Annotated in this window: 23 protein-coding genes; 7 read left to right on the top strand and 16 right to left on the bottom strand. The window is 69.4% G+C overall.

Translation table 11 applies throughout. The features are described from left to right. Nucleotides 1-6 precede the first annotated feature (6 nt). The 5 genes from ehuD to FDZ84_RS21735 all read right to left on the bottom strand — a co-directional run bounded on the left by ehuD (nt 7) and on the right by FDZ84_RS21735 (nt 6,792). Nucleotides 7-663 (bottom strand): ectoine/hydroxyectoine ABC transporter permease subunit EhuD, encoded by a 657-nt coding sequence (gene ehuD / locus FDZ84_RS21755; protein WP_168587411.1) that lies wholly within the window; start codon nt 661-663, stop codon nt 7-9. Then, nucleotides 660-1,352 (bottom strand): ectoine/hydroxyectoine ABC transporter permease subunit EhuC, encoded by a 693-nt coding sequence (ehuC, locus tag FDZ84_RS21750; protein WP_168587410.1) that lies wholly within the window; start codon nt 1,350-1,352, stop codon nt 660-662. The genes ehuD and ehuC overlap by 4 nt, the downstream gene beginning before the upstream one ends. An 18-nt stretch (nt 1,353-1,370) precedes the next feature. After that, nucleotides 1,371-2,255 (bottom strand): ectoine/hydroxyectoine ABC transporter substrate-binding protein EhuB, encoded by an 885-nt coding sequence (gene ehuB, locus FDZ84_RS21745; RefSeq protein WP_168587409.1) that lies wholly within the window; start codon nt 2,253-2,255, stop codon nt 1,371-1,373. 1,028 nt (nt 2,256-3,283) lie between these two features. Then, nucleotides 3,284-4,375 carry an acetate/propionate family kinase gene (locus FDZ84_RS21740; RefSeq protein WP_168587408.1) on the bottom strand — a complete coding sequence of 364 codons (1,092 nt, stop codon included), beginning with the start codon at nt 4,373-4,375 and terminating at the stop codon, nt 3,284-3,286. Beyond that, nucleotides 4,372-6,792 (bottom strand): phosphoketolase, encoded by a 2,421-nt coding sequence (locus FDZ84_RS21735; RefSeq protein WP_168587407.1) that lies wholly within the window; start codon nt 6,790-6,792, stop codon nt 4,372-4,374. Before FDZ84_RS21735 ends, FDZ84_RS21740 begins: the two co-directional genes overlap by 4 nt. A 147-nt stretch (nt 6,793-6,939) precedes the next feature. Between FDZ84_RS21735 and FDZ84_RS21730 the strand changes: the two genes are divergently transcribed. Then, nucleotides 6,940-7,101, top strand: coding sequence for a hypothetical protein (locus tag FDZ84_RS21730; protein ID WP_168587406.1), 162 nt, complete (start codon nt 6,940-6,942; stop codon nt 7,099-7,101). A 186-nt stretch (nt 7,102-7,287) separates the two neighbouring features. Here the strand turns inward: FDZ84_RS21730 and FDZ84_RS21725 are convergent, their stop codons facing one another. The 5 genes from FDZ84_RS21725 to FDZ84_RS21705 form a co-directional block, all read right to left on the bottom strand. Then, entirely contained in the window at nt 7,288-8,337 is a 1,050-nt protein-coding gene (locus tag FDZ84_RS21725; RefSeq protein WP_168587405.1) for a Gfo/Idh/MocA family oxidoreductase, read from the bottom strand. 102 nt (nt 8,338-8,439) lie between these two features. Next, complete coding sequence (locus tag FDZ84_RS21720; protein WP_168587404.1) at nt 8,440-9,135, bottom strand: response regulator transcription factor; 696 nt, start codon at nt 9,133-9,135, stop codon at nt 8,440-8,442. 37 nt (nt 9,136-9,172) lie between these two features. Then, entirely contained in the window at nt 9,173-10,414 is a 1,242-nt protein-coding gene (locus tag FDZ84_RS21715) for a sensor histidine kinase (protein ID WP_246868333.1), read from the bottom strand. A gap of 172 nt (nt 10,415-10,586) precedes the next feature. Continuing rightward, entirely contained in the window at nt 10,587-11,216 is a 630-nt protein-coding gene (locus tag FDZ84_RS21710) for an MBL fold metallo-hydrolase (protein ID WP_168587402.1), read from the bottom strand. Further along, nucleotides 11,216-12,334, bottom strand: coding sequence for an S-(hydroxymethyl)mycothiol dehydrogenase (locus FDZ84_RS21705; RefSeq protein ID WP_246868332.1), 1,119 nt, complete (start codon nt 12,332-12,334; stop codon nt 11,216-11,218). Before FDZ84_RS21705 ends, FDZ84_RS21710 begins: the two co-directional genes overlap by 1 nt. Before the next feature lie 109 nt (nt 12,335-12,443). On the opposite strand from FDZ84_RS21705, the gene FDZ84_RS21700 reads away from it, so the two are divergent. Further along, nucleotides 12,444-13,250: an SAM-dependent methyltransferase gene (locus FDZ84_RS21700; RefSeq protein ID WP_168587401.1), complete on the top strand. Its 807-nt coding sequence runs from the start codon at nt 12,444-12,446 to the stop codon at nt 13,248-13,250. 65 nt (nt 13,251-13,315) lie between these two features. On the opposite strand, the gene FDZ84_RS21695 is transcribed toward FDZ84_RS21700, so the two are convergent. Next, nucleotides 13,316-14,485 carry an MFS transporter gene (locus tag FDZ84_RS21695; protein ID WP_210435039.1) on the bottom strand — a complete coding sequence of 390 codons (1,170 nt, stop codon included), beginning with the start codon at nt 14,483-14,485 and terminating at the stop codon, nt 13,316-13,318. Nucleotides 14,486-14,673: 188 nt separating this feature from the next. Here FDZ84_RS21695 and FDZ84_RS21690 point away from each other — a divergent pair, with 188 nt between their 5' ends. Then, nucleotides 14,674-16,137: an amidase gene (locus tag FDZ84_RS21690; protein WP_168587400.1), complete on the top strand. Its 1,464-nt coding sequence runs from the start codon at nt 14,674-14,676 to the stop codon at nt 16,135-16,137. A 229-nt stretch (nt 16,138-16,366) separates the two neighbouring features. Here FDZ84_RS21690 and FDZ84_RS21685 read toward each other — a convergent pair whose 3' ends face one another. Both FDZ84_RS21685 and FDZ84_RS21680 read right to left on the bottom strand, forming a co-directional pair. Further along, a complete protein-coding gene (locus tag FDZ84_RS21685; protein WP_168587399.1) occupies nt 16,367-17,560 on the bottom strand; it encodes an acyl-CoA dehydrogenase family protein in 1,194 nt (397 codons plus the stop codon). Continuing rightward, nucleotides 17,557-18,738 carry a CaiB/BaiF CoA-transferase family protein gene (locus FDZ84_RS21680; protein ID WP_168587398.1) on the bottom strand — a complete coding sequence of 394 codons (1,182 nt, stop codon included), beginning with the start codon at nt 18,736-18,738 and terminating at the stop codon, nt 17,557-17,559. The genes FDZ84_RS21685 and FDZ84_RS21680 overlap by 4 nt, the downstream gene beginning before the upstream one ends. A 158-nt stretch (nt 18,739-18,896) precedes the next feature. Here FDZ84_RS21680 and FDZ84_RS21675 point away from each other — a divergent pair, with 158 nt between their 5' ends. After that, nucleotides 18,897-19,550 carry a GntR family transcriptional regulator gene (locus FDZ84_RS21675; RefSeq protein WP_168587397.1) on the top strand — a complete coding sequence of 218 codons (654 nt, stop codon included), beginning with the start codon at nt 18,897-18,899 and terminating at the stop codon, nt 19,548-19,550. On the opposite strand, the gene FDZ84_RS21670 is transcribed toward FDZ84_RS21675, so the two are convergent. Then, a complete protein-coding gene (locus FDZ84_RS21670) occupies nt 19,551-20,123 on the bottom strand; it encodes a TetR/AcrR family transcriptional regulator (RefSeq protein ID WP_246868331.1) in 573 nt (190 codons plus the stop codon). A 125-nt stretch (nt 20,124-20,248) separates the two neighbouring features. Between FDZ84_RS21670 and FDZ84_RS21665 the strand changes: the two genes are divergently transcribed. Then, nucleotides 20,249-21,295 (top strand): alcohol dehydrogenase family protein, encoded by a 1,047-nt coding sequence (locus FDZ84_RS21665; RefSeq protein WP_168587396.1) that lies wholly within the window; start codon nt 20,249-20,251, stop codon nt 21,293-21,295. Then, the gene (locus FDZ84_RS21660; protein ID WP_246868330.1) at nt 21,292-22,125 is read left to right on the top strand and encodes an alpha/beta fold hydrolase; all 834 of its coding nucleotides are present in this window, start codon (nt 21,292-21,294) and stop codon (nt 22,123-22,125) included. The genes FDZ84_RS21665 and FDZ84_RS21660 overlap by 4 nt, the downstream gene beginning before the upstream one ends. A gap of 94 nt (nt 22,126-22,219) precedes the next feature. On the opposite strand, the gene FDZ84_RS21655 is transcribed toward FDZ84_RS21660, so the two are convergent. Next, nucleotides 22,220-23,083: a 3-hydroxybutyryl-CoA dehydrogenase gene (locus FDZ84_RS21655; protein ID WP_168587395.1), complete on the bottom strand. Its 864-nt coding sequence runs from the start codon at nt 23,081-23,083 to the stop codon at nt 22,220-22,222. Between the two features lie 273 nt (nt 23,084-23,356). Beyond that, on the bottom strand, nt 23,357-24,157 hold the full coding sequence (locus FDZ84_RS21650; protein WP_168587394.1) for an Fpg/Nei family DNA glycosylase: 801 nt from the start codon (nt 24,155-24,157) through the stop codon (nt 23,357-23,359). A gap of 66 nt (nt 24,158-24,223) precedes the next feature. Between FDZ84_RS21650 and FDZ84_RS21645 the strand changes: the two genes are divergently transcribed. Beyond that, entirely contained in the window at nt 24,224-25,417 is a 1,194-nt protein-coding gene (locus FDZ84_RS21645) for a low temperature requirement protein A (protein WP_168587393.1), read from the top strand. The last annotated feature ends 367 nt before the right edge of the window (nt 25,418-25,784 follow it).

Raw genomic sequence — 25,784 nt, 5'->3', positions numbered from 1 at the left:
ACGTCCTCATCGCGGATGCGCAAGGCGCAGCTCCAATCGTTTGATCAGCTTCGCGGCCGGCAGGCTGACCGCCAGGAACAGCAGGCCCGCGATGGTCAGCGGCTCCAGGTAGCGGTAGCTGCTGGACCCGATCGAGGTCGCGTGGCTGAGCAGTTCGAAGACCGTGATGGCGGACAGGATCGCCGAGTCCTTGAACATCTGCACCACGTAGTTGCCCAGCGCCGGGATCACGTCGCGCACCGCCTGCGGCAGCACCACGAAACGCCAGCGTTGCCAGGCGGAAAGGCTCAGCGCCGTCGACGCCTCCCACTGCCCGGCGGGCACGCTTTGGATCCCGGCGCGATAGACCTCGGCGGTGTAGGCGCTGTAGTTGATGCCGAGCACGATGATGCCGGTGACCAGCGGCGAGAACTGCACCCCGACGTTGGGCAGCACGTAGAAGGCGAAGTACGCCTGAACCAGCAGCGGCGTGCCCCGCACGAACAGGACAAAGAAGCCGGACAGCATGCCCAGCACCGGAATCCGCGAGTACCGGACGACAGCCACCACGAGCCCGAGCAGCAGCGCGATCACCGTGCCGATGAGCGTGACCTCAACGGTCACCCACAACCCGTCCAAAAGGGACGGGACGATGCTCGCCGCGAAGGACCAGTCCCAGATCATGGGCCGACCACCCGCCTCGGACGGAGCACGCGCCGCCGCGGTGCGGGCCGAGCCGGATCCATCCGGCGCTCGAACCAGGCCGTCGCGATGGACAACAAGTACGCCACTACGAAGTACAGCACCAGGATGGTGCCGAAAACCGCTGCGGTGGCGCCGGTTGTCGCCCGCACCATCTGAGCCCGGAAGGTCAGGTCCGCGACGGTCACCAGCGACACCAGCGAGGTGTTCTTCAGTAGGTCGACGAAGACGTTGCCGAACGGCGGGATCATCGCCGGGATCGCCTGCGGCAGGATGACGAACCGCAGCCGCTGGTACGGGGTCAGGCTCAGCGCGATCGCGCCTTCGCGCTGGCCGCGCGGCAACGCGATGATCGCACCGCGCACGATCTCCGCACCGTAGGCGCCCTCGTTGAGCCCGAGCGCCAGCACTGCCGCGGCGAACGGCACCAGTTGGACCCCGAAGAACGGCAGGGCGAAGAACAGCCAGAACAGCTGGACCAGCATCGACGTGCCGCGGAAGATCTCGATGAACACCCCGGCCGGCCAGCTCAGCCAGCGTCGCCGCGACATGCGGCACAGGCCCGCCGCGAAGGCGACGACCACGGTGATCACCATGCCCACCGCGGTCAGCGCGAGCGTGATCAGCAGGCCGTTGAGCAGCAGCGGTAGGAACGGGAGGATCTGGGACATGCGCTGGGCTCCCCCGGGTCAGCCCGCAACGGCGCAGAGCTGGTCGCGGGTGACGCTCCGGGCCGCGTCCGCCGAGAATCCCCACTTCGAGAGGATCTGGTCGAACTCGGGGCTGGCCTTCAGCGCGCGCAGCTGTTCGTCGTAGGCGTTGACCAGGTCCTGGTCGGACTTGCGGAAACCGGCGCCCGAGCCGGTCTGCTGCACGTCCTGGATCGGCGGCGTGATGTCGATCCCGTCGGTCTTCAGCGAGTTCAGCGACAGGGTCGGCAGGAAGAACGCGTCGGCCCGCCCGGCCTGCACCGCCTCGATCCCGCTGCGGCCGTCGGGGATGTTGACCATCTGCGCGGCCGGCACGTTCTGCGTCTTCAGTGCGCCGTCCTCGAAACCGCCTGGCAGCACAGCAACTTTCACCGTCGGATCGGCCTTGACGGATGCCACGCTGGTCAGGTTCTTGGGGTTGCCCGCCGGCACGGCGAACGACTCTGTCGACACGATTTCCGGTTCGGAGTAGAGGATTTGTCCGCACCGCGACTGCTTCATGAACAGCCCGGCGGCGATGATGTCCCACCGGTTCGCGTTGAGCCCCGGGATCATCGACTCGTAGGGCGTGACCACGCCCTGGATCTCCGGGATTCCCATCCGCTTCAGCACGGCGGCGACCACGTCGGGTTCCGCCCCAGTGACCGTGCCGTCCGGTTTGATCTGCGTGTACGGCGGTTCGTTGGCGATGGCGATGCGGGCGAAGCCCTGCTTGCGAATCTGGTCCAATGTGGATCCCGTCGACTGGCCGGTGCCGGGTTGGGTGAAGCTGCACCCGGCGAGGAATCCGGCCGCAGGCAGGGCCAGGGCGGCCGTCGCACCACCGCGGAGCAACTGCCGTCGGGAGATTTCTTTTCTGCGCATCGGCTCACGCCTCCCTCGCATGCATCACCCATTCGAGTGATGCGTTGGGGAGAGACGCTAGGTCGCCCGGTTCAACCTGTCAATGAACGGATTGTTGACAGCGTTACCACCGGAATCGGCCGATCAGCGGCACGAAAGGTCGCAAGATGCCGGACCACCAGCGCAAACACACCAAAGGCCAACCGCCGGGCCCTGCGCAGAGCGTCGCCGCGAGCCGTTCCGCCTGGGCTGATCCGGCGAAATCCGCCGACGCGCGGGATGCGGACATCTGTCCACAATGCTCACTCTCCGCAATGCGAAGCAGTCCGAACGGTCCGGGTACGCTGTGATCCCCGGAACGACCAGGAGCACACACCATGACCACCGAGCCCTGTTCCCCGGCCGTGCTGCTGGGGCGGCTCCGGGAATGCGACCGGATCCTCACGAGGCCGGGCACGATCCGCTCCCCCAGCATTCCGACGGTGCCCTGGGACGCGTTCTGCGATCTGGCGGGGCCGTGGCTGTCGCGCTGCGTGGCGGAATGGCAGGAACGCGGCGGCTTTCGGCACCACCGGGCCGGAATCGTGCTGGTGGCTTTCGGGTCGGCTGGCTCGCCTGCTGCGCCACGGTGCTGCGGCCGTGAGTCTTTTGGGCTGCAGGGGCAGACCCGTTTTCGCACCTCAGGTTCCGTCGCGCCCCGACTCGCGCGCCGGGTCCCAGCGCCGGCTCCCCGGGTCCGCCCGGCTGGGTTGCCGCAATTTCAATGGAAATCGACGGTCCGATTTCAATGGAAATTGCGGCAGCCGCGGGACCTGTCCGCTGCTTGATACACTCGAAGGTTTCCCGGCCAGCACCACATCCGGTCGGACGGATCCCGAATCGACCATGTGCATTCCGAGCTCCGCGAGCCGTTCTTGCACGGCTTCCCGGGAAGCAGGAGCCTCCATCTGCGCCAGAACGGCCTTCTAACCCCGAATGTCCTTGATCGACAAGGTAGTGGTAGCTCCCGGCAACCCCGCGTCGGCTCAGCGATCAGGTGAGGTGCGATGTCACGTGGCCAGTGTTGCCGCGGCGCGGGTTTGGCGGGCGATCTCCAGGTCTTCGCGGGCCTGCACCACCACCGTGCGCACCGCAGCACCGGGCGCGGAGATGTCGGCGTCCTGGGTCGCCTCCTCGTTCAGTCCCGAATCCACCTTGGTTCCGATAAATTTCAGCGCTTCGCAGACCGCCGACCGCACCGGCGGCTGGTGCTCCCCGATCCCGCCGGTGAACACCAGCAGATCCAACCCGCCGAGCACCGCGATCATCGACCCGGCGTGCCGAACCAGGCTGTGCAGGTACACGTCTACGGCCACCGTCGCGTCCGCGTCGCCGCTGTCGCGAGCGGCCAGCACATCGCGCAGATCACCGGAAACCCCGGACAGCCCGGCCAGGCCGGAGCGCTGCGCCAACACGTCGAAAAGATCTTGCGGCGCAACGCCTTTCGTGTTCAGCAGCCAGCCGAGCAGGCCCGGATCCACGGTGCCGCTGCGGGTGTTCATGACCAGGCCTTCCTCCGGCGTGAAACCCATCGTCGTGTCCACGCACCGGCCGTCGCGCACCGCCGCCATCGACGCACCGGCACCGAGGTGACAGCACAGCACCCGCCCCTGCCGCGGCGGCAAACCCGCCAGCTCCGCGCCACGGACCACCGCGTGGGAATGCGACAAGCCGTGGAACCCGTAACGGCGCAACCCCCACCTGCGGTTCCACTCCCGGGGCAGCGCGTAGGTGGCCGCAGCCGTCGAAAGCCCAGCGTGGAACGCGGTGTCCACGCACACCACCGACGGCGTGTCCGGCTCAGCGGTGCGCGCCGCGCGCAGCCCGGCGATCGCGCGCGGCTGGTGCAGCGGGGCGAGCTCGGTCAACGACTCCAAATACGACAGCACCCTGTCGTCGACCATGGTCGCCGCGACGATCCGCGTGCCGCCGTGCACCACGCGGTGCCCCACCGCGTCCGCACCGTACTCGTCGAGGAACCTGCGGATCGGCTCCGCCCCGCCCGCCCAGCGCTCCAGGGTCTCCTCCGCGACCGCCTCGTCGCCGTCCAGCAACCCGAGCTTGAGGCTGCTGGAGCCCGCGTTCACGGTCAGCACCCTCATCGCGCCGACCACACCCAGTCCAGGATTTCCGGCATGTCCTCGCCGTGCGTCGACACGTACTGCCGGTGCTCGATCAGCTTGGTCTGCAACGCTTCTCGCGCGTACGCCGCGCACGGGCCCAGTCGCGGCACCCGGTCGATCACGTCGATCGCCAGGTTGAACCGGTCGATCTGGTTGAGCACGCACATGTCGAACGGCGTGGTCGTGGTGCCCTCCTCCTTGTAGCCACGGGCGTGGATGTTGTCGTGGTTGTGCCGCCGGTAGGTCAACCGGTGGATCAGCCAGGGATAGCCGTGGTAGTTGAAGATCACCGGCCGGTCGCGGGTGAACAGGCTGTCGAACTCGGCGTCGGACAACCCGTGCGGGTGCTCACGCTCGTCCTGCAACCGCATCGGGTCCACCACGTTGATCACCCGGATGCGCAGGTCCGGGAAGTGGTCTCGGAGCAGGTCGACGGCCGCCAGCGTCTCCATCGTCGGCACGTCGCCAGCACAGGCCATCACCACGTCGGGCTCGCCGTCCTGATCGTTGCTTGCCCAGTCCCAGATCCCGATTCCCCTGGTGCAGTGCACAATCGCCGCATCCATGTCCAGGTACTGCGGCGCGGGCTGCTTGCCGGCCACCACCACGTTGATGTAGTTCCGGCTGCGCAGGCAGTGGTCGGCCACCGACAGCAGCGTATTCGCGTCCGGCGGCAGGTACACCCGCACCACCTCGGCCTTCTTGTTCATCACGTGGTCGATGAACCCCGGGTCCTGGTGCGAGAAGCCGTTGTGGTCCTGCCGCCACACGTGCGAGGTCAGCAGGTAGTTCAGCGACGCGATCGGCTGCCGCCAGGCGAGCTGGTCGGTGACCTTCAGCCACTTGGCATGCTGGTTGACCATCGAGTCCACGATGTGCGCGAACGCCTCGTAGCAAGAGAAGAACCCGTGCCGACCGGTGAGCAGGTAGCCCTCCAGCCAGCCCTGGCAGGTGTGCTCGGAGAGGATCTCCATCACCCGGCCGTCCGGGGCGAGCGAGTCGTCGCCCGGTGCGGTTTCGGCGTCCCAGGTCCGGGACGTGGCGTCGAGGATCGCGTTGAGCCGGTTGGAGTTGTTCTCGTCCGGGGAGAAGACGCGGAAGTTGCGTTCGTCCTCGTTCAGGCGCATCACGTCGCGCAGGAAACCGCCCAGCACCCGGGTGGCCTCGCCGATGGTGGCGCCCGGTTCGTCCACCCGCACCGCGTACTGCCGGAAGTCGGGCATCCGCAGCGTGCGCAGCAGGAGACCGCCGTTGGCGTGCCGGTTGTCGCTCATCCGCCGCTTTCCGGACGGGTTGTGGTCCTTGATCCGCTGCACCGGCGCGCCGTGGGGTTCGAACAGCGCGGCCGGTTCGTAGCTGCGCATCCAGGATTCGAGCTGGCGCAGATGCGCCTGGTCGTTGCGCGGGTCGCTGATCGGCACCTGGTGCGACCGCCAGCTGCCCTCGACCTGCTTACCGTCCACAGTGGCCGGTCCAGTCCAGCCCTTCGGGGTGCGCAGCACGATCATCGGCCACCGCGGCCGCAGCATCCGGCCGTCCCGGCGGGCCCGGCGCTGGATCGCGGCGATCTCATCCAGGCACCGGTCCAGCGTCGCGGCGAACAGGTGGTGCATCGGCTCCGGCTCCGAACCGGACACCAGGTACGGCTCGTAGCCGAAGCCGCGCAGCATGCCGAGCAGCTCGTCCTCCGGGATGCGCGCCAGCACCGTCGGATTGGCGATCTTGTAGCCGTTGAGGTGCAGGATCGGCAGCACCGCGCCGTCGGTGACCGGGTCCAGGAACTTGTTGGAATGCCAACTGGTGGCCAGCGGTCCGGTCTCCGCCTCGCCATCACCGACGACGCACGACACGATCAGGTCGGGGTTGTCGAAGGCGGCGCCGAAGGCGTGCGAGAGCGAGTACCCGAGCTCGCCGCCCTCGTGGATCGAGCCCGGCGTCTCCGGCGCCACGTGGCTGGGAATCCCGCCGGGGAAGGAGAACTGGGTGACCAGGCGGCGCAGGCCCTCGTAGTCCTGCGCGACGTCCGGGTAGACCTCGCTGTAGGTGCCCTCCAGCCACGCCGCCGCGACCAGGCCGGGGCCGCCGTGCCCCGGCCCGATCACGTACATCATGTCCAGGTCGCGGGCCCGGATCGCCCGGTTGAGGTGGGCGTAGATGAAGTTCAGGCCCGGCGTGGTGCCCCAGTGCCCGAGCAGCCGGGGCTTGATGTGCTCGGGGCGCAGCGGCTCCCTCAGCAGCGGGTTGTCCATAAGGTAGATCTGCCCGACGGACAGGTAATTGGCGGCCCGCCACCACAGCTGCAGCCCGTCGACCTCCTGCGCGTCCAGGTGTTCGGACACGGCGGGCGTGGTGGTCCAGGTGACCCCGGTGGTTTCGGTGCTGATCTCACTGCTCATCCCGGCTCCTAATGCTCGGCACCCCGCCATTCAGCGTGCTGGGCACCAGCTGGTTCGCAACTCGGGGATCCTGCGGAAAACGATGGCTGATCAGTCGTGCTGCGCACCGCATTCCGCGACCCGCTTCGCCGCCATAGCCTTCGCACCGTGACTGAAAAGTCGATCTACACGCGGTTCCGGTTGGCGGCCGGGCTGGCGCGGGCACTGGCCGTGCTCGTGGCGATGCTGGAGACCGCCCGGGCGCTGCGGACCGGGAATCCGCTGCGCAACGACCTCGTGCTGCTGATCATCGATGGCGAGTGTTGGTGATCAAGCTTTCGTTTCGTTGCAGAGCAAAGCAAATCGGGGAACTGAACTCCACTTCGGACTGTCCTGCTCATGTCCGTCCCGCAGACGGTCGGCCCGAAGCCCGGTGAAGGCACCAACGCATTCGGCGACGGGGTGACAGGCACCCGCTGACCGGCCAACTGGGGCACGGCGCCCTCGCCCGATTCGTTAGAGGAGGCGGTCGACGGTGACCTCGGCGGCGGAGCGGCGAGCCGCCGCGATGACGTCCAGGGCCGCCACCGCGTCCGCCGGGTCCACCGGCGGCGGTGTGCCGTCGCGCAGTGCCTTGACGACCCCGTCGTAGAACGCCAGGTAGTCGCCCGCTTCGCTGGGCACCCGCCGGACGTCGTCGCCGACGCCCAGGACACCCCACAGGTCCTCCGGTTCCCGGCCCCAGCTGTCGTCGACGGGCAGGCGCCCGGCGCGCAGCTCGGCTTCCTGCGGGTCCAAGCCGTACTTGGTGAAGGTGGCCGCATCGCCGAGCACCCGGAAGCGCGGGCCCGGACGCGCCGCAACCTTGCTCATCCACAGGTGCGAGCGCACGCCGTTGGCGTGGGTGAGCGCGATGAACGTGTCGTCGTCGGCCCGCACCCCGGCCCGCCGGCAGTCGATCTCGGCGTAGACCGCGGCGACCGGTCCGAACAGCTGCAGGGCTTGGTCGATGAGGTGGCTGCCCAGGTCGTAGAGGACGCCCGCGACGTCCTCCGCGCCGCCGGAGTCCCGCCAGGTCGGCTTCGGGGTCGGCGACCACCGCTCGAACCTCGACTCGAAGCGGTGCACCCGGCCCAGTTCTCCGTCGTCCAGCAGCTTGCGCACCGTGCGCATGTCGCTGTCCCACCTGCGGTTCTGGAAGACCGTCAGCAGCTGCCCCTTGGCCGCCGCGTGCTCGATCAGCTGCCGCCCCTCGACCGAGGTCGGGGTGAACGGTTTGTCCACCACGACCGGCAGCCCGGCGTCCAGCGCGGCGGTGGCCAACTCGACGTGCGTGCGGTTCGGGCTGGCGATCACCACCAGGTCGAGCCCGCGCCGAAGCAGCGCGTCCATGTCGCCGACCACCGCGGCCTCCGGGTGCTCGGCGCGCACCTGCTGCTGCCGCTCGGGGTGGGCGGTGACGACCGCCGCCAGCCGCAGCGACGGGTGGGTTGCGATCAGTGGAGCGTGGAAGATCGCGCCGCCGAGGCCATATCCGACAAGTCCTACTCGCAGTGCAGAGCTCATGCCCCCATTAGACCCCCGCCACCAGCTCGGCCCCGTCCCCGGTGACCCCGCAATTTCCATTGAAATCGAATGTCCGATTTCAATGGAAATTGCGGCGCCAGGTCAGGCCGAGGCCCGGCGCGGGCCCACGTTGGTCTGGCCCGGGCAGACCAGGCCGGTCTCGTAGGCCATGATCACCAGCTGGGTGCGCGAGCTGAGGTGCAGCTTCTGCATCACGTGGTAGAGGTGCGACTTCACCGTCAGCTCCGCCAGCCCGAGGTTGCGGGCGATCTCGGCGTTCGACCCGCCGCGCGCGACCTCCAGCAGCACGTCGAGCTCCCGCTCCGTCAGCGCGCTCAACTCGTTGCGGGCGTCGCGGACGCCCAGCGCCGCGAAGCGCCGCAACAGCCGCTTGGTGACTCGCGGCGACAGCAGCGCATCCCCAGCAGCGACGGTGTGCACGGCCTTGACCAGCTCCTCCGGCGTGGCGTCCTTGAGCAGGAAACCGCTGGCCCCGGCGCGCAAGGCGGCGTAGACGTACTCGTCGAGGTCATGCACCGTGAGCATGATCACCGAGGTCTCGCCGCCGGTTTCCGCGATGATGTCGCGGGCCGCCGCGATGCCGTCCTTGCCCGGCATCCGCACGTCCATCAGCACCACGTCGGGCCGCCGGCGGCGCACGGCGGACAGCGCCGCTTCACCGTCGGCGGCTTCGGCCAGCACGCGCAGGCCCGGTTCGTTGGACAGCAGCGCGACCAGCCCCGCACGGATCATCGCTTGGTCGTCGGCTACCAGGACGGTCGTGTCCGCAGTTTCCACGCCGGGCCTCCTCGGTCCGGGCCCCCCGAATTCCGGCTCAGGACAGGCCCGAATTTTCCGCGCACGGTAGCACGGCTTCAAGGTGAAACCCGTTCAAAACCGGATGCGCGGTCAAGGTTCCGCCCAGCAACGCAATGCGTTCCCGCAGCCCGATCAGCCCGTGTCCCGACTGCTGGGAGACCGGTCGGGCCTCCACCACGTCCAGCCCGCCGAGGTGATTGGTCACCTCGATCCGCAACGCGTCCGGCCCGTAGTCCAGCAACACCCACGCCCGCCCGGAGCCGACGTGCTTGAGCACGTTGGTCATCGCCTCCTGCACGATCCGGTACGCGGTCATCTCCACCCCGGAGCCCAGCTCGCGGACCTGGCCGCGCCGGTCGAGCTTCCACACCACGCGCCCGCCGCGCACCGACTCGACCAGCTTGTCCACGCCGTCCAGGCTGGGCATCGGCTGCCAGTCCATCGGGTCCTGACCGGCGGAGTTGCGATCGCGAAGCACGTTGAGCAGGTTGCGCATCTCCCCCAGCGCGCCGCGGGAGATCTGCTCCAGCTCCTGCAAGGTCTGCCGGGCGTGCTCCTGGTCGCGGTCGATCAGCGCCCGCGCGACGCCCGCCCGCAACGCCACCACGGCCAGGTTGTGCGACACGATGTCGTGGAACTCCCTTGCTATGCGGGCCCGTTCGATGGCCGCGGCATCGGCGGCGAGCTGGTCGCGGGCCTCGTCGAGCAGCGCCAGGGTCTGCTCCAGCTGCCTCGCGCGGCGCCGGCCGACCTGCATCGCGCGCGCCCAGCCGATCACCATGATGAGGTTCACCACCGCGCCTGCGATCCGCAGCAGGCTTTCCACCGGCGACAGCTCGTAGACGACCATCTCGGTGACGGGGTAGACCATCGCGATCGTCGCGGCGATCACCGACGCGGTCCGCGATCCGCGCACGCAGACCGAGTAGACCGCGACGAGGATCACCAGGTTCAGCCCGCCGATGTAGAGCTTGAGCAGGGTGAGCGCGACGGTGACCGCCAGCAGCACGAACAGCACCAGCCAGGGCACCCGTCGCCGCAGCCGCAGCATGCTGGTGGCCGGCACGCTCACCAGCAGCGGCCACCACCAGACCATCCACGGCGGATGCTCGCCGATGGAGAGGTCGAAGCCGTGCAACACGCACAGCACGACCACGAACACGACATCGCCGAGCACCACGCGGTGCGCGGTGATCCAGGCCGGCAAACTCGTCCGCGGCTTCGCGACAGCGGAGCGGCCAAGCCCATGATCGACCATCGAACCTGCCTCACACGGTGCGCGGATCGGCTCCCTGGCGAGCCAGAATGAGTCCGTGAGCGGCACAACCGCTCACGGACCAAGATCCTGCGCACTGCCCCGAGGTGCTTCATCCACCGAAAGTCGTAGCGGGAAACCTACCCGCTCGCGATCAACGACGGGGCCGCAACGATCAGTATCCCCGCGCGACCCACTCGTCGAACTGGGGCCGGACCGCGCCGATCGTGGTGCTCTCCCCGTGTCCCGTTCGGACCTCGGTGTCCTCCGGCAAGGGCAGCAACCGGTCCCGGATGGACGCCGTGATCGTCCCGAAGTCCGAATAGGACCGACCGGTGGCGCCGGGCCCGCCAGCAAACAAGGTGTCGCCGGTGAACACCACGCCCAGCTCGGGCGAGTACAGGCACACCGCGCCCGGCGCGTGGCCGGGCGTGTGCAGCACCTGCAGCCCGATGCCGCCGACCTCGACCACTTGGCCGTCGGCGAATTCCCGGTCGGGCCGGCGGTCCGGGTGGACCAGGTTCCACAGCACCAGGTCGTCTGGGTGCAGGAAGATCGGCGCCCCGACCACGTCGGCCAGTTCCGGCGCCCTGCGCACGTGGTCGTCGTGGGCGTGCGTGCACAGCACGGCCAGCACCCGGCGGTCGCCGACGAGCCGGCGGATCGCCTCGACGTCGTGCGGGGCGTCGATGATCACGCACTCGTGGTCGTCGCCGACCACCCACGCGTTGTTCTCGACGTCAAAGGTCTGGCCGTCCAGCGAGAACGTGCCCGACGTGGTCGCGTGATCGATGCGCACCGCCATCAGAAGACCACCACCGAACGCAGCACCTCACCGCGGTGCATCTTCTCGAACGCCTGCTCCACCTGGTCCAGCGCGATCTCCTCGCTGACGAATTTCTCCAGCGCCAACCGGCCCTGCTGGTAGAGCTCGATCAGCATCGGGAAGTCGCGTTCCGGCAGGCAGTCGCCGTACCAGCTGGATTTCACCGCGCCGCCGCGGCCGAAGACGTCCAGCAGCGGCAGCTCCAGCTTCATCTCCGGGGTGGGCACCCCGACCAGCACCACGGTGCCGGCCAGGTCGCGGGCGTAGAAGGCCTGCTTGAACGTCTCGGGGCGGCCGACCGCGTCGACGACCAGGTCGGCGCCGAAACCGCCGGTGAGCTCGCGGATCGCCTCGACGCTGTCGGTCTCGGAGGCGTTGACGGTGTGCGTGGCGCCGAACTGGCGCGCCCACTCAAGCTTCTTCGGATCGGTGTCCACCGCGATGATCCGCCGCGCCCCGACCATGCTGGCCCCCGCGATCGCGCCGTCCCCGACGCCACCGCAGCCCAGCACCGCCACCGTGTCGCCCGGCCCGGCGTCACCGGTGTTGACGGCGGCCCCGATCCCGGCCATCACGCCGCAACCCAGCAGTCCGGCCACCGCCGGACGCGCCGATGGGTCCACTTTGGTGCACTGCCCGGCGTGCACCAGCGTCTTCTCCGCGAAGGCCCCGATGCCCAGCGCGGGCGACAGCGGGGTGCCGTCGGTCAGCGTCATCGGCTGCGCCGCGTTGTGGGTGTCGAAGCAGTACTGCGGCCGACCGCGCTTGCAGGCACGGCACACCCCGCACACCGCGCGCCAGTTGAGGATCACGAAGTCGCCGGGTTCCACGTCGCGCACACCTTCGCCGACCGCTTCGACGACACCCGCCGCCTCGTGCCCGAGCAGGAACGGGAACTCGTCGCTGATCCCACCTTCGCGGTAGTGCAGATCGGTGTGGCACACGCCGCACGCCTGCACCCGCACCACCGCCTCACCGGGTCCCGGATCCGGAACATTGATCGTCACCACCTCGACCGGTCGGCCTTTCCCGGTCGCCACCACTGCGCGGACGTCGGCCACGAGCACCTCCAGCATTTCGTCGTTTACAACCACCATCGTCATATGCGTGCACGAGCATCAGCAAGAGCAGCCTCCCGCCTATCTCAAACACGCTGAGTCACTGATTAACTACTGTACGATTCCGGGTAAAAGGGGGAGGACGATCATGGTCGACACGCGCATCCCGCCCGTCCGGGAGATGGACATCGATCGGCCCTGCGCCGCCCGGGTCTACGACGCGTTCCTCGGCGGTAGCCACAACTTCGGCTGCGAGCGGGCTTTCGCGGAGCGACTGGAACGGGAGCTGCCGGACATCGGCGAAACATACCGGGAGAACCGGGCGTTCCTCCGGCGGGTCGTGGAGTACCTGCTCGCGCACGGTGTCCGCCAGTTCATCGACCTGGGCTCGGGCATCCCCACGATCGGCCACGTGCACGAGGTGGCGCGGCGCCGGACGCGCGACTTCCGGGTGCTCTACGTGGACAACGAGCCGCTCACCGTCGCGCACAGCAAGCCGCTGCTGGCCGGCGAGCCGCGCGTCGAGATCATCCGGGCGGACTGCCGCGACCCGGATTCCGTCCTGAAATCCCCGGAGGCCGCCGAACTGCTCGACCCGGCCGAGCCGGTGGGGCTACTGATGGCACCGGTGCTGCACTTCATCCCCGACTCCGACGACCCGGTGGCGCTGGTCGAGACCTACCGCGACGCGCTGGTCCCCGGCAGCCACCTGGTGATCTCGCACCTGACCGGCAGCCACGCCCCGGACGAGATGCGCATCCTCGCGGGCCACTACGCGGAGACCGCAGACCCGTTGCAGCCGCGCGAAGTGGAATGGATCGAGAAGCTGTTCGGCGACTTCGAGGTCGTGCGGCCCGGCACGACGTTCCTGTCGGACTGGCGCCCCGAACCCGGTCGGACGACCGCGAAGCAGCCCTACTGCCTCCTCCACGGCGGTGTCGCCCGCAAGCACTGACTCGTGACGCAATTTCCCTTGAGCCCGAACCGGCGGGTTCAAGGGAATTGCGGCGTCGCGGTAGGTCAGCGGCGGATGAACAGCAGCAGGACGCCCGCGATGATCGCCGCGATGCCCGCTGCCAGCCAGGCGCCCGCCAGTCCGGCCTGCTCGGCGAAGATGCCGAAGAGCAGCGGTCCGAGGCTGCCGCCGAGGTAGATGCCGGTCTGCGTGAACGAGGTGGCGCTGGCGACCCGGCCCGGGGCGATCTTGGCGACCGTGAAGTTCAGCAGCCCTGGCCACGCCCAGCCCGCGCCGAAGCCGATGGACACCCCGATCAGGAACGCCACCGGCGAATCCACCGCCATCAGTCCGAAGCCGATCGAGCCGATCAGCAGCATCGCGGTGATCACCCGCAGCAGGTTCGGGTTCTTGCGGTCCGCGAGCACGCCCGCGCACAGCCGGACCGTCAGCCCGGTAGCCGAACCCAGCGACAGGACCAGCCCGGCCACCGCCGGGCTGAACCCGACCTCGACGGCCGTCGTGGTGACGAACGCGCCGAGCGCGTTGGCCGCCGCCGAACCGAGGCCGCCGGAGATCGCCAGCAACAGCAGCGCGCCCCGGGCGTCGTTGCGACCGGCGGTGTCGCCGCGTTTGATGACGGACCGCTCGGCGTCCGGCAGCCGCGGCACTGCGACGGCGGCGACCAGGCCGACCACCCCGGCGATCACGAACACCCACCGCCATCCGACGGTCAACGCCACGGCGGGCACCGCGACGCCCGCTAGCAGCGTCGCGGCCGGGATGGAGGACTGCTTTACGCCGAAGCCCATGCCTCGGCGGTTGGCCGGAATCCCTTGGGCGATCAGCAGGTTCGATGCCGGTTGCGCCAGCGAGTTCGGCAGTCCGGCCACCCACAGCAGCCCCAGCAGCCACGGCGCATCGGGTGCCCAGGCCAGGCCGAACAGGCAGAGCGAGCTGCCCAGCGCGCCCAGCCGCATGCCCAGGCGGGCGCCGATCCGCTCGACGAGCCACCCCATCATCCGGGACGACAGCGATGCGACGCCGAAGAAACCAGCCGCCCCCACTCCCAGCAGCGCCGCGCCGAACGCGAGGTCCTGCTGCAGCTGCACGCCCATGCCGCCGACGAGGAACACCGGGAAGACCCCGACCGTGACCACCGCGGCCACCGACGACAGCACCCGCGGGATCCCGATGGTCCGCGGCGCCTGCCCGGCGACGGCCACTGCGGGCATGCGTCCTCCTCGGCGCTTGCGGTGTGCTGGTCTTACCAGCGTGGGAACCGACCGAATTTTTAGCAACGCTAACGTGACGCACGCCTCTCCCCGGCCGACGTGTCTCCCCCGGCCGGATGCACCCGGGTTGACGTCGACCCCGTGGAGGCGCAAGGGTCAGTGGAGCTGATCGACAACAGGAGGACAGCGTGACCGTGGCACCGGGTTCCGGACTCCCCGCGTCGCAGATCCCCGACCTGGTGCTGCTGGACGCCGTGGAGCTGTCCTGGCTGATCCGCCGCCGGGAGATCTCCTGCGTCGAGGCGATGGAGACCTACCTCGGACACATCGACCGGATCAACCCGGCGGTGAACGCGATCGTCTCCCGCGCCGACGAGACCGAGCTCATCGACCAGGCGCGGCACCGCGACAAGGAACTCGACCGCGGCGAGTGCGCGGGGTGGATGCACGGTTTCCCGATCGCGGTGAAGGACCTCTCCGACGCGGCGGGGTTCCCCACCACGAAGGGCTCACCGATCTTCGCCGAGAGCCTCGCGACGACCGACGCCCTGCACGTGCGGCGGATGCGGGACGCCGGCGCGATCGTCATCGGCAAGACCAACGTCCCCGAGTTCGGCCTTGGCTCGCACACCTTCAACCCGGTGTTCGGCACCACGCTCAACGCCTACGACCCCACGCGCAGCGCGGGCGGCAGCAGCGGCGGCGCCGGGGCCGCGCTGGCGCTACGGATGTTGCCGGTCGCCGATGGCAGCGACTTCATGGGGTCGCTGCGCAACCCTGCGGCATGGGGCAACCTCGTGTCCCTGCGGCCAGGCTTCGGCCGCATCCCGAGCGAGGGATTCCTCAGCGAGCCCTCGGTGGTCGGCCCGATGGGGCGCACGGTGCGCGACGTCGCGATGCTGCTGTCCACGATGGCCGGTCCGGACGAGCGTGCACCGCTGAGCATCGAGCAGGATCCGGAGTTGTTCACCGGCAGCCTGGACCGCGACTTCGAGGGCACCCGGATCGGCTGGCTCGGCGACTTCGACGGATACCTGGCCACCGAGACGGGCCTGCTGGACCTGTGCGCCGAAGCCTTCGGCGCCTTCGCCGAGATCGGCTGCGAGGTCGAGCCGGTGTCGCGCCGGCTGCCGGTCGAGCAGGCCTGGGAGACCTTCCTGCTGTGGCGCTCGTGGATGGTCGGGCGCGACAACATCGACCTGCACGCCGACCCGGCCACCCGGGCGATGCTCAAACCGGAGGTGGTCTTCGAGGTCGAGGGTTACCAGCAGCTCACCGCCCACGACATCGGACGCGCCCTGACCGGCCGGGACGAGTGGTACGCCGCGGTGTCGCGGTTGTTCGACGAATACGATTTCCTGCTCGCACCGAGCGCGCAGGTGTTCCCGTTCGACGTCGACCAGCGCTGGCCGCAGGAGATCGCCGGCCGGTCTATGGACACCTACCACCGGTGGATGGAGACGGTCGCGCCGTGGACGCTGTCCGGGCTCCCGATCGCCAGCCTGCCGGTCGGGTTCAACGAGGCCGGGTTGCCGATGGGAGTCCAGCTGATCGGCCGAAACCACGCGGAATGGCCGCTTCTGCAGCTGGCCAACTCCTACGAACGAGCCACCGACTGGACCCACCGAGTCCTGCCACCCCTGCTGCGGTAAGGCCCGAACCGCGATTTCACGTCGCCGTGGCCCGGTGGCCTCGGTGCCATGCCCGCAGGCCGCCACCACGGCCAAGCGAGAAGGGGCCCGATGCAACGCAGATCTCCGATTCAATGGAAATTGCGGCCCTCCGGCGTGTCGGGCGACGACACGCCGGAGGTTGTGGATAACTCCCGCAATTTCAATGGAAATCAGACCTTCGATTTCAATGGAAGTTGCGGAGAGCATCTCAGCCGCGGAAGGCCGACAGGCCGGTCAGGGCCTGGCCGATGGTGAGGGCGTGCATCTCGCTGGTGCCCTCGTAGGTCAGCACCGACTCCAGGTTCGTCATGTGCCGGATCACCGGGTACTCCAGCGAGATCCCGTTGGCACCCAGGATGGTTCGGGCGGCGCGGGCCACCTCCAGCGCGCCGCGGACGTTGTCGAGCTTGCCGAAGCTCACCTGCTGCGGGACCAGCTGCCCGGCGTCCTTGCGCTTGCCGAGGTGCAGCGCCAACAACCGTCCATTTTGGACTCGGACCGCCATGTCGGCGAGCTTGCCCTGCGTGAGCTGGAAACCGCCGATCGGCCGCCCGAACTGCTCGCGGGTCACCGCGTAGTCCAGCGCCGCCTCCAGGCAGCTGCGCCCGGCGCCGACCGCGCCCCACACGATGCCGTAGCGCGCCTCGTTGAGGCAGGACAGCGGGCCGCGCAGGCCGGTGACCTCGGGCAGCACCGCGTCGGCGGGCAGCCGGACGTCGTCGAGCACCAGCTCGCTGGTCACCGAGGCGCGCAGCGAAAGCTTGTGCTTGATCTCCGGCGCCGAGAAGCCCGGCGTGTCGGTCGGCACGACGAAACCGCGCACCCCTTCGTCGGTTTGCGCCCACACCACCGCGACCGAGGCGACCGTGCCGTTGGTGATCCACATCTTGCGGCCGTTTAGCACCCAGTCGGAGCCGTCGCGGCGCGCGACAGTGCGCATCGAGGCCGGGTCGGAGCCGTGGTCCGGCTCGGTCAGGCCGAAGCAGCCGATCGCCTCGCCCGCGGCCATCTGCGGCAGCCAGTGCTGCTTGTGCTCCTCCGAGCCCCAGCGCCAGATCGCGAACATCGCCAGCGAACCCTGCACCGATACCAGTGAGCGCAAGCCGGAGTCGCAGGCCTCCAGCTCCTCGCAGGCGATTCCGTAGTCCACTGCGGACAGTCCGGCGCAGCCGTAGCCCTCCAGGTGCATGCCGAGCACGCCGAGCTTGCCCAGCTCCCGGGCGAGTTCCCGGGCCTGCGGAAACTCGCCGCGCTCGAACCACTCCGCGACGTGCGGCTGCACGTGGTCCCGGCACAGCGCGCGCACGCTGTCGCGGATCGCGAGCTGCTCCGGGGTGAATTCGGCGTCGATCCCCAGCGGATCGCGCGGGTCGAACGCGGGACGTTTTCCACTGGCACTCATTGCGGGCTCCTCCTTGAGACGAGCGGGGAAAGCTCTTGCTCGGAGTCCTCCAACCACGCGAGGACTTCCTTGGTGTGTTCGCCGAGCAGCGGCGGCGGTGTCATCTCGGCGCTGCCGTGGTCGGAGAAGTCGATGGGGGTGCGCACCTGCATCGCGGCTCCGCCGCCGGGATCGACCATTGGCCGCAGCCCCAGCGACTCGGCGTAGTGCACCGCCCGCGACAGGTCGTTGACCTGGCCGCACGCGATGCCCACGCCCTGCAGGCGCTGCTGCCAGTCCGCGGCGGTCCGCGCGCCGAGCACGTTCTCCAGCTGCCGCGCCAGCTCCTCGCGGTTGGCCACCCGCTCCGCATTGGTCGCGAACCTCGGGTCGCCGACCAGCGACACCAACCCCAGCGCTTCGCACAGCCTGCGGAACTGCGCATCGTTGCCGACCGCGACGGCCAGGAACGCGTCCTCGCAGCGCAGCGCCTCATACGGCGCGATGTTGGGGTGCCGGTTGCCCATTCGCTGCGGCGCGATGCCGGTCGTCAGCAGGCTGCTCATCTGGTTCGCCAGCGACGCCAGCAGGCTGGACAGGAGGTTCACCTCGACGTGCTGGCCGTGGCCGGTCAGTTCGCGGTGCCGCAGCGCGGCCATGATGCCCAGCGCCGCGTCCTTGCCGGTGAGCACGTCCACCACCGCCACTCCGACCTTCATCGGCGCGCCTTCGGGTTCGCCGGTGATGCTCATCAGCCCACCGAGCGCCTGCACGACGAAGTCGTAGCCGGGCAGGCGTGCGCCTTCCTTGCTGCCGAACCCGGAGATCGAGGTGTAGATCAGCCGCGGGTTGAGCTCCCGCGCGGTCTCGTGGTCCAGGCCGTAGCGGGCCAGCGAGCCGGGCTTGAAGTTCTCCACCAGGACGTCGGCGCGGCTGATGAGCCGGCGCGCGGCTTCCTGGTCCTCCGGGTCGGCTAGGTCGAGGGTGATACTGCGCTTGCCCCGGTTGACCGACTCGAAGTAGGCGGAGCTGTGCTCGGTCCAGGGCGGTCCCCACGAGCGTGTGTCGTCGCCTTCGCCGGGGCGCTCCACCTTGATCACGGTCGCGCCGAGATCGGCCAGCAGCATGGTCGCGTACGGGCCGGCCAGCACCCGGCTGAAGTCCGCGACGACCACGCCGTCCATCGGCAGCGTCTCCATGCACCCACCCTTCCACCCGGCAGGCCGGCGAACCGGCCGACCGATACCAGTGCAGCAGCGCGGTGACCGGAAAAGGGGCTTGCCTCACCGCGATTTTGGATCCAATATACAGTTGATCGGGCGACAGTCAAGACGCCCGAAAACTTGGGGAGCCCGGGATGCAGCGACCACCCACCACCCAGGAGTTCGTTCTCGACGAGCTCCGGAAGTCCATCGTGTCCGGCGATCTGGCGCCGGGCCAACCGATCCGGCAGGACACCATCTCCCAGCGCCTCGGCGTGAGCCGGGTTCCGCTGCGCGAGGCGCTGAAGACGCTGGAGGCCGAGGGGCAGGTGATCTACCAGCCGCATCGGGGCTACTCGGTGGCCGAGCTGTCGCTGAGCGACCTGCTGGAGGTCTACCGGATGCGCGAGCTGCTCGAATCGGAGGCCGCGGCGGTGGCGACCGAGCGGCTCAGCGATGCCGACCTGGCCCGGATCACCGACGCCCAGTGCGATGTCGAGAAGGCCGCCGACAGCGGCGACCTGGCGGCCATGATCACGGCGAACCGCCGATTCCACTTCGCGCTGCTGGAGCCCGCCGGGATGCCCCGCCTGCTGCGCATCGTGCGCACGCTCTGGGACGCCACGGACGCCTACCGCGCGGTGTACTACAACTCCGACACCAACCGCGAGCGCGTCCGCCACGAACACGACGCGATCGTGGCGGCGGTCGCGGAGCGCCGAGCCGGCGAACTGGTCCGGCTGCTCGACGAACACCGCCGCCACGCGGTGGACGCACTGCGCACCACCATCGTGTCCGAAGTGGACTGATCAGGCCTTGAGGAGGATCTCCGCGGTTCTGCGCGCTTTCCGGACCGCGTCGGGGAAACCGGCCGAGGCGGCCACCGTCGCACCCTCGTAGAGCAGCAGGACGCCGTCCGCGAAGTCCGCCGGGCCGGCCAATCCCGCTGCCGCGGCGAGCTCTTCGAAGTACTGCCGCATCCACCGCTTCTGGCCGATGATCACGGCGTGGGCCGGATGCTCCGGATCCGGGGTCTCCGCCAGGGCGTTGACGAATCCGCAGCCCCGGAAGTCCGCGCGGTCCATCCACGCGTCGAGCGCGTCGAAGACCGCCAGCAGCTTCTCTCGCGGCGGGGCCGCGGACTCGACGACCCACCGCTCCAGCCAGGCCCGCCAGCGCTGGTCCCGCTCGACCAGGTACGCGGTGACGAGCTGGTCCTTCGAGCCGAAGCACGCGTACAGGGTCTTCTTGGTAACCCCGGCCCCGGCGGCGATCGCCTCGACCCCGACGGCGTGGATGCCCTGCCGGTAGAACAGCTCGGCCGCCACGTCCAGCACCCGCCGCCCGGCCGGCGTCAGCTTCTCCAACATCTCCACGTCCATCTCCACGTCCTGACTATACCGACCGGTGGGTTGACATGGGCCGACCGCGAGCGGCTACGGTGGTAGCCATACCGGTCGGTATACCTCTCCCGGCCGCAACGAGGACCCAGAACGGAGTGTTCCCAATGCGCGCAGTGCTGCTCACCGGCTTCGGCGGGCCGGAGAAGCTGGCGTACCGCGAGGACGTGTCAGAGCCGCACGCCGGACCGGGCGAGGTGCGGATCCGGGTCGCCGCCACGGCCATCAACAACACCGACATCTGGACCCGCGAGGGCGCGTACGGCTCCCCCGACGACCCCGGGGCGAGCGCGGGCTGGCGGCGGGAGCCGCTGGAGTTCCCACGGATCCAGGGCGCCGACGTGGTCGGCCGAATCGACCAGATCGGCGCGGGTGTGCCCGAATCCCGGCTGGGCGAGCGGGTGATCGTCGACCCGATGCTCTACACCGGCGGCGAACGAGAACTGGTCGACACCGAGTACCTGGGCAGCGAGCGCGACGGCGGATTCGCCGAATTCACCACCGTGCCCGCCCAGAACGCCCACCCGATCGACAGCGACCTCAGCGACGCGGAGCTGGCGACCTTCCCCACCGCCTACGCGACGGCGATGCGCATGCTGAACCGGGCAGGCGTCCGCGACGGCGAGACCGTCGTGGTCACCGGTGCCTCCGGCGGAGTCGGCTCGGCGCTGATCCAGCTCGCGACGCTGCGCGGAGCGCGCGTCGTGGCGATCACCAGCGCCGCGAAGCGGGAGCGCGCGCTGCGCCTCGGAGCGGATGCGACGGTGGACCGCCGCGCAGCCGACCTGGAGGCGGCGGTGCGCGCCATTGCGGACCGGGTGGACGTCGTAGCCGACGTCGTGGCCGGGCCGGGCTTCCCGGTGCTGCTGCGGATGCTCGCGCCGCTCGGCCGCTACGTCGTGGCCGGCGGGATCGCCGGACCGCTGGTGGAGACGGACCTGCGCACGGTCTACCTCCGCCAGCTGCAGCTGATCGGCTCGTCGTTCGGCACCCATGAGGACTTCGCCCAGCTCCGGCAGCACATCGCCGACGGCGAGCTGACACCACTGCTGGCCGAGACGTACCCGTTGCAGGAGCTGCCCGAAGCGCAGAAGATCTTCGGCGCCAAGGACTTCTTCGGCAAGATCGTCATCACCGTGGAAGGCTCGGCATGATCCTGGCACAGCACATGATCGTCGACGGGGCCCGGCTGGCCTACCGGCACACCGCCGGGCGCACCGGCGAAACGGTCGTGTTCCTGCACGGAACGCCGTCGCATTCCCACATCTGGCGCAACGTGATCCCGGCCATCGACGCCGCAGGGCACGGCGTCCTAGCCTACGACCTGCTGGGCTACGGCGCCTCCGAACGCCCGCCGAACCGCGACACCTCGGTCACTGCCCAGGCGGATCTGCTGGCGGAAGTGCTGACGCAGCGGGGAATCCGGCGCTGCACGCTGATCGCGCACGACATCGGCGGCGCGGTCGGCCAGATCTTCGCGACCCGCCACCCGGACCGGGTCCAGCGCCTGATGCTGATCGACTCGGTCAGCTACGACTCCTGGCCGTCGAGCACCTGGCGGAAGATCATCCGAGACCACCTCGACGACTACGCCGCCATGCCCCGGGCCGACTTCGAAGCGATGCTGACCCGCCAGCTGGCCATGACGGTCGCAGACCCGACCCGGATGGCCGGCGGAACCCTCGAAGCCTACCTCGCTCCACATAGGACACCGATGGGCCGGGCGTCGTTCTTCGAACACCAGGTGCGCCACTACGACTCGACCCCGACGCAACGAGTGGCCCCGCGGCTGAAAGCCCTGACCGCACCGACGCGGATCGTGTGGGGAGCCGAAGACAGCTGGCAGCCGGTCACCTTCGCGAAGCGCCTCGCAAAAGACATCCCCAACGCGACGCTGAGCGTGGTCCCGGATGCGGGCCACTTCGTCATGGAAGACGACCCGACCCGGGTGGTCGAAGAGATCCAAGCCCTCCTCGCGACCTGATCGGACATGAGGCGAAGGGCACACTCTTGCCAACCCGCTCGGCCAACCCGCTCGGCAAGGGGGCCCATCGCAGTTCACCCGATCCGGGGCCCGGTCAGTTGTCGTAGGTGTAGAAGCCCTTGCCGGACTTCTTGCCCTTCAGGCCCGCGTCGAGCATCCGCTGCAGCAGCGGCGGGGCCGCGTAGGTGGGTTCGGCGTACTCCGCGTACAGCGAATCCGCGATGGCCTTCAGGGTGTCCAGGCCGACCAGGTCGGACAGCCGCAGCGGGCCCATCGGGTGGGCGCACCCCAGCACCATGCCCTTGTCGATGTCCTCGGCGCTGGCGAAACCGCCCTCGAGCATCCGGATCGCCGACAGCAGGTACGGCGCCAGCAGCGCGTTGACGATGAACCCGGACCGGTCCTTGGCCCGGACGGTCTCCTTGCCCAGCTGCTCGGTGGCGAACGCCGCGGCCCGCTCGACGGTCTCCTCGGAGGTCAACAGCGACGGCACCAGCTCGACGAGCTTGAGCACCGGCACCGGGTTGAAGAAGTGCACGCCGAGGACCTGCTGCGGGCGCTTGGTGGCGGCGGCGAGCTTGGCGATCGGGATGGAGGAGGTGTTCGACGCCAGGATCGCCTCCGGGTCGGCCACGACCTTGTCCAGCTCGGCGAAGAGCTCGAGCTTCAACCCCTCGTCCTCGGCGATCGCCTCGATGACCATGTCCCGGTCGTCGAGGTCGGCGAGCGTGGTGGTGAAGTGCAGCCGGGACTGCGTCTCGTCGCGTTCGGCCTCGGTGAGCTTCCCCTTCTGCACCGCCCGGTTGAGCGACTTCCACAGCTTGGCGCGGCCGGCTCGGGCGGCTTCGGCGTTGACCTCGCACACGATCACGTCGATGCCGGCTCGGGCGCCGACCTCCGCGATGCCGCCGCCCATCTGCCCGCCGCCGATGACTCCCAGGCGTTCGATCTTCGTCATCACACCGATCCTTCCGCTTCTGGCTGCGCTGCCGACGCACGGCCGTCGTCGGCCAGATCATGCCAAAAACAGCGGTTACCGACCGGTAAACAGTGCGCTAGGCCACGCCGATCGCACGACCGCGGGCGGAAGGTGGCCCCGCGAAGCCGGGCCACAACCCCGGACCCGGCTCCGCGCGGTCGGACCCCCCGATCCGCCCCTGACCCCCTGAAGTATTTTCAGGTTAACGGTACCCGCATGAACGCATGCACACCGGGCCTGGGCTCCCGCTGGTCACGCTGGCTGGCACGTCGGACACCACAGGGTGCTGCGGCCGCCGATCCGCATCCGCCGCAACGCCGACGAGCACCGCGGACACCGCCGGTCCGGTTGGTCGCGGTGCCCGGTCAGCCAGGACGCACCATCCGGAACCCGGCCGACGCGAACGGCCTCCCGCAGCATCGCCCGCATCTCGCGGTGCAGCCGATCGAGGTCCGCTGCGACCAGGTCCGCGGTGGCCCGGTTCGGATCGATCCGGGCCCGCCAGAGGATCTCGTCGGCGCAGATGTTGCCGAGCCCGGCGAGCACCGACTGGTCCATCAGGGCCGGCTTGAGGCGCCGCCGGGTGCGGGTGAGCCGCTCGGCGAACTCGTCGGCGCCGACCTCCTGCGCGTCCGGGCCGAGCTCGGCCAGCAGATCGTCCACTTCGTCCTGCTCCCGCGCGAGGTGGATCCCGGTCAGCTTCCGCATGTCCCGGTAGCGGAGTTCACCCGCGGCGAAGTCGAACACGAGCCGGTCGTGCCGGTGCAGTTCGTCGCGGTGGGCGCACCACTGGAGATTCCCGGTCATCCCGAAGTGCAGCAGCAAGGTCGGCGGCGCAGGCGAGGCGTTCGCGGCGGCCGCCATCGCGATCAGCAGCCACTTGCCGTGCCGCCGAGGTTCGGCGAAGTACCTGCGCCGCAGTGCGCGCTGAAACGCATCTGCGCCGATACCACGCAGCACCTGCGCGTCGTGCACGCGCACCTCGCGCACCTGTCGGCCGGTCGCCTGCTCCGCGACCCGGCGGAATCCTTCTACATCGGGCAATTCGGGCATGTGACCTGGCTACCCGCTGGGGGGTCGTCCTACCAGTTCGAGGCGCCTTCGAAGACAATTTCGACCATGAGCGAGCACATCCCACCCCTGCGGCGTCCCATGGTCGCGCGAGACCCCGCCGAGCAGCACCGCGTGGCCACGCCGTTGGAACTGCTCTTCGACCTGTGCTTCGTAGCCGCCGTCGGCCAGGCCGCCGTGCAGTTGCACCACGGGCTCGCCGAGGGCCACTTCGCCACCACCGGCATCGGTTACCTCATGGTGTTCTTCGCGATCTGGTGGGCGTGGATGAACTTCACCTGGTTCGCCTCCGCCTACGACACCGACGACGTGGCCTACCGCGCGCTGACGCTGCTGCAGATGGCCGGGGTGCTGGTGCTCGCCGCCGGGGTGCCCGGGGCGTTCCACGACTACGACTTCACCATCGTGACCATCGGTTACGTGGTGATGCGCGTGGCGATGGTCGCCCAGTGGCTGCGCGCCGCCCGGCAACATCCCGAGGGGCGCGCCGCCGCGCTGCGCTACGCGGGCGGCGTGACCGTGGTGCAGGTCGGCTGGATCTTGCGCTTGGCACTGCCGCACCCGTGGGCGGAGGTCGGATTCGTGGTGCTGGTGCTGGCCGAACTCGCGGTGCCGGCATTCGCCGAGAAGCGCCGGCGGACCGCCTGGCACCCGCACCACATCGCGGAGCGCTACGGGCTGTTCACGATCATCGTGCTCGGCGAGGTGGTGCTCGCCGTGACCGCCGCGATCCAGGAGGACGTCGCCGACGGCGGCTGGTCGGCGGAGCTGCTGGAGATCGGCTTCGGCGGGCTGCTGGTGATCTTCGCGATGTGGTGGACCTACTTCAAGCACTCCGCCGTCGAGCACCTGCGCAATACGCTGAGCGCCCCGTTGGCCTGGGGCTACAGCCACTACCTGGTGTTCGCCGGGATCGCCGCGGTCGGCGCCGGGCTGGAGGTGGCGATCGACAGCAGCGCCCACAAGGCGCACGTGAGCGCCGTCGCCGCGGCGCTGACCGTCGCGATCCCGCTGATCATCTACCTGGTGACGACGGGCATCCTGCAATCCCTGATGGCCGATGCGGGCGTCGCGATCCTGGCGGCGACGGCCTTGGGCTGCGCGCTGCTCGTGGCGACGGCGCTGCTGGCAGACCGTCTGGGCATCTCGGGCACAGTGCTGGTGATGGGAATCCTGATGGCCCTGCTGCTGGTGGCCGGGCTGTTCATCCAGCACGTGGGACGGCGCGAGCCGGCACGGTGACTCCGGCACCCGCGTGCCAGCAGGCCAGCGTGGCCAGCATGCCAGCGTGGCCAGCGTGGCCAGCGTGGCCAGCATGCCAGCGTGGCCAGCGTGGCCAGGGTGCGATCGGCGGCGATTTCGCGCGAAATCGCCGCCCCGCACGCCTGGCAAAAGACGATTTCGCGCGAAATCGCCGCTGTTCACGGTGCGCGAAGGCGACGTGGTGGCGGATTCCGTGCTGCACGACCAGCACGACACCGAGCGCAAGCTGTCCGATCTGCGGACCGCATCGATCAGCAGCGTCGGGCGCTCTTGTTGCTCCGCAACGAGTTCCGGATGGCTGCGCACGCCGACGCGGCGCTGGAAGCGATTCGGCAGAACCCGTAGC

Source organism: Saccharopolyspora sp. ASAGF58 (genome assembly GCF_012277335.1).
Classification (GTDB): Bacteria; Actinomycetota; Actinomycetes; order Mycobacteriales; family Pseudonocardiaceae; genus Saccharopolyspora; species Saccharopolyspora hattusasensis.
This window is presented reverse-complemented; position numbering and strand designations above follow the sequence as displayed.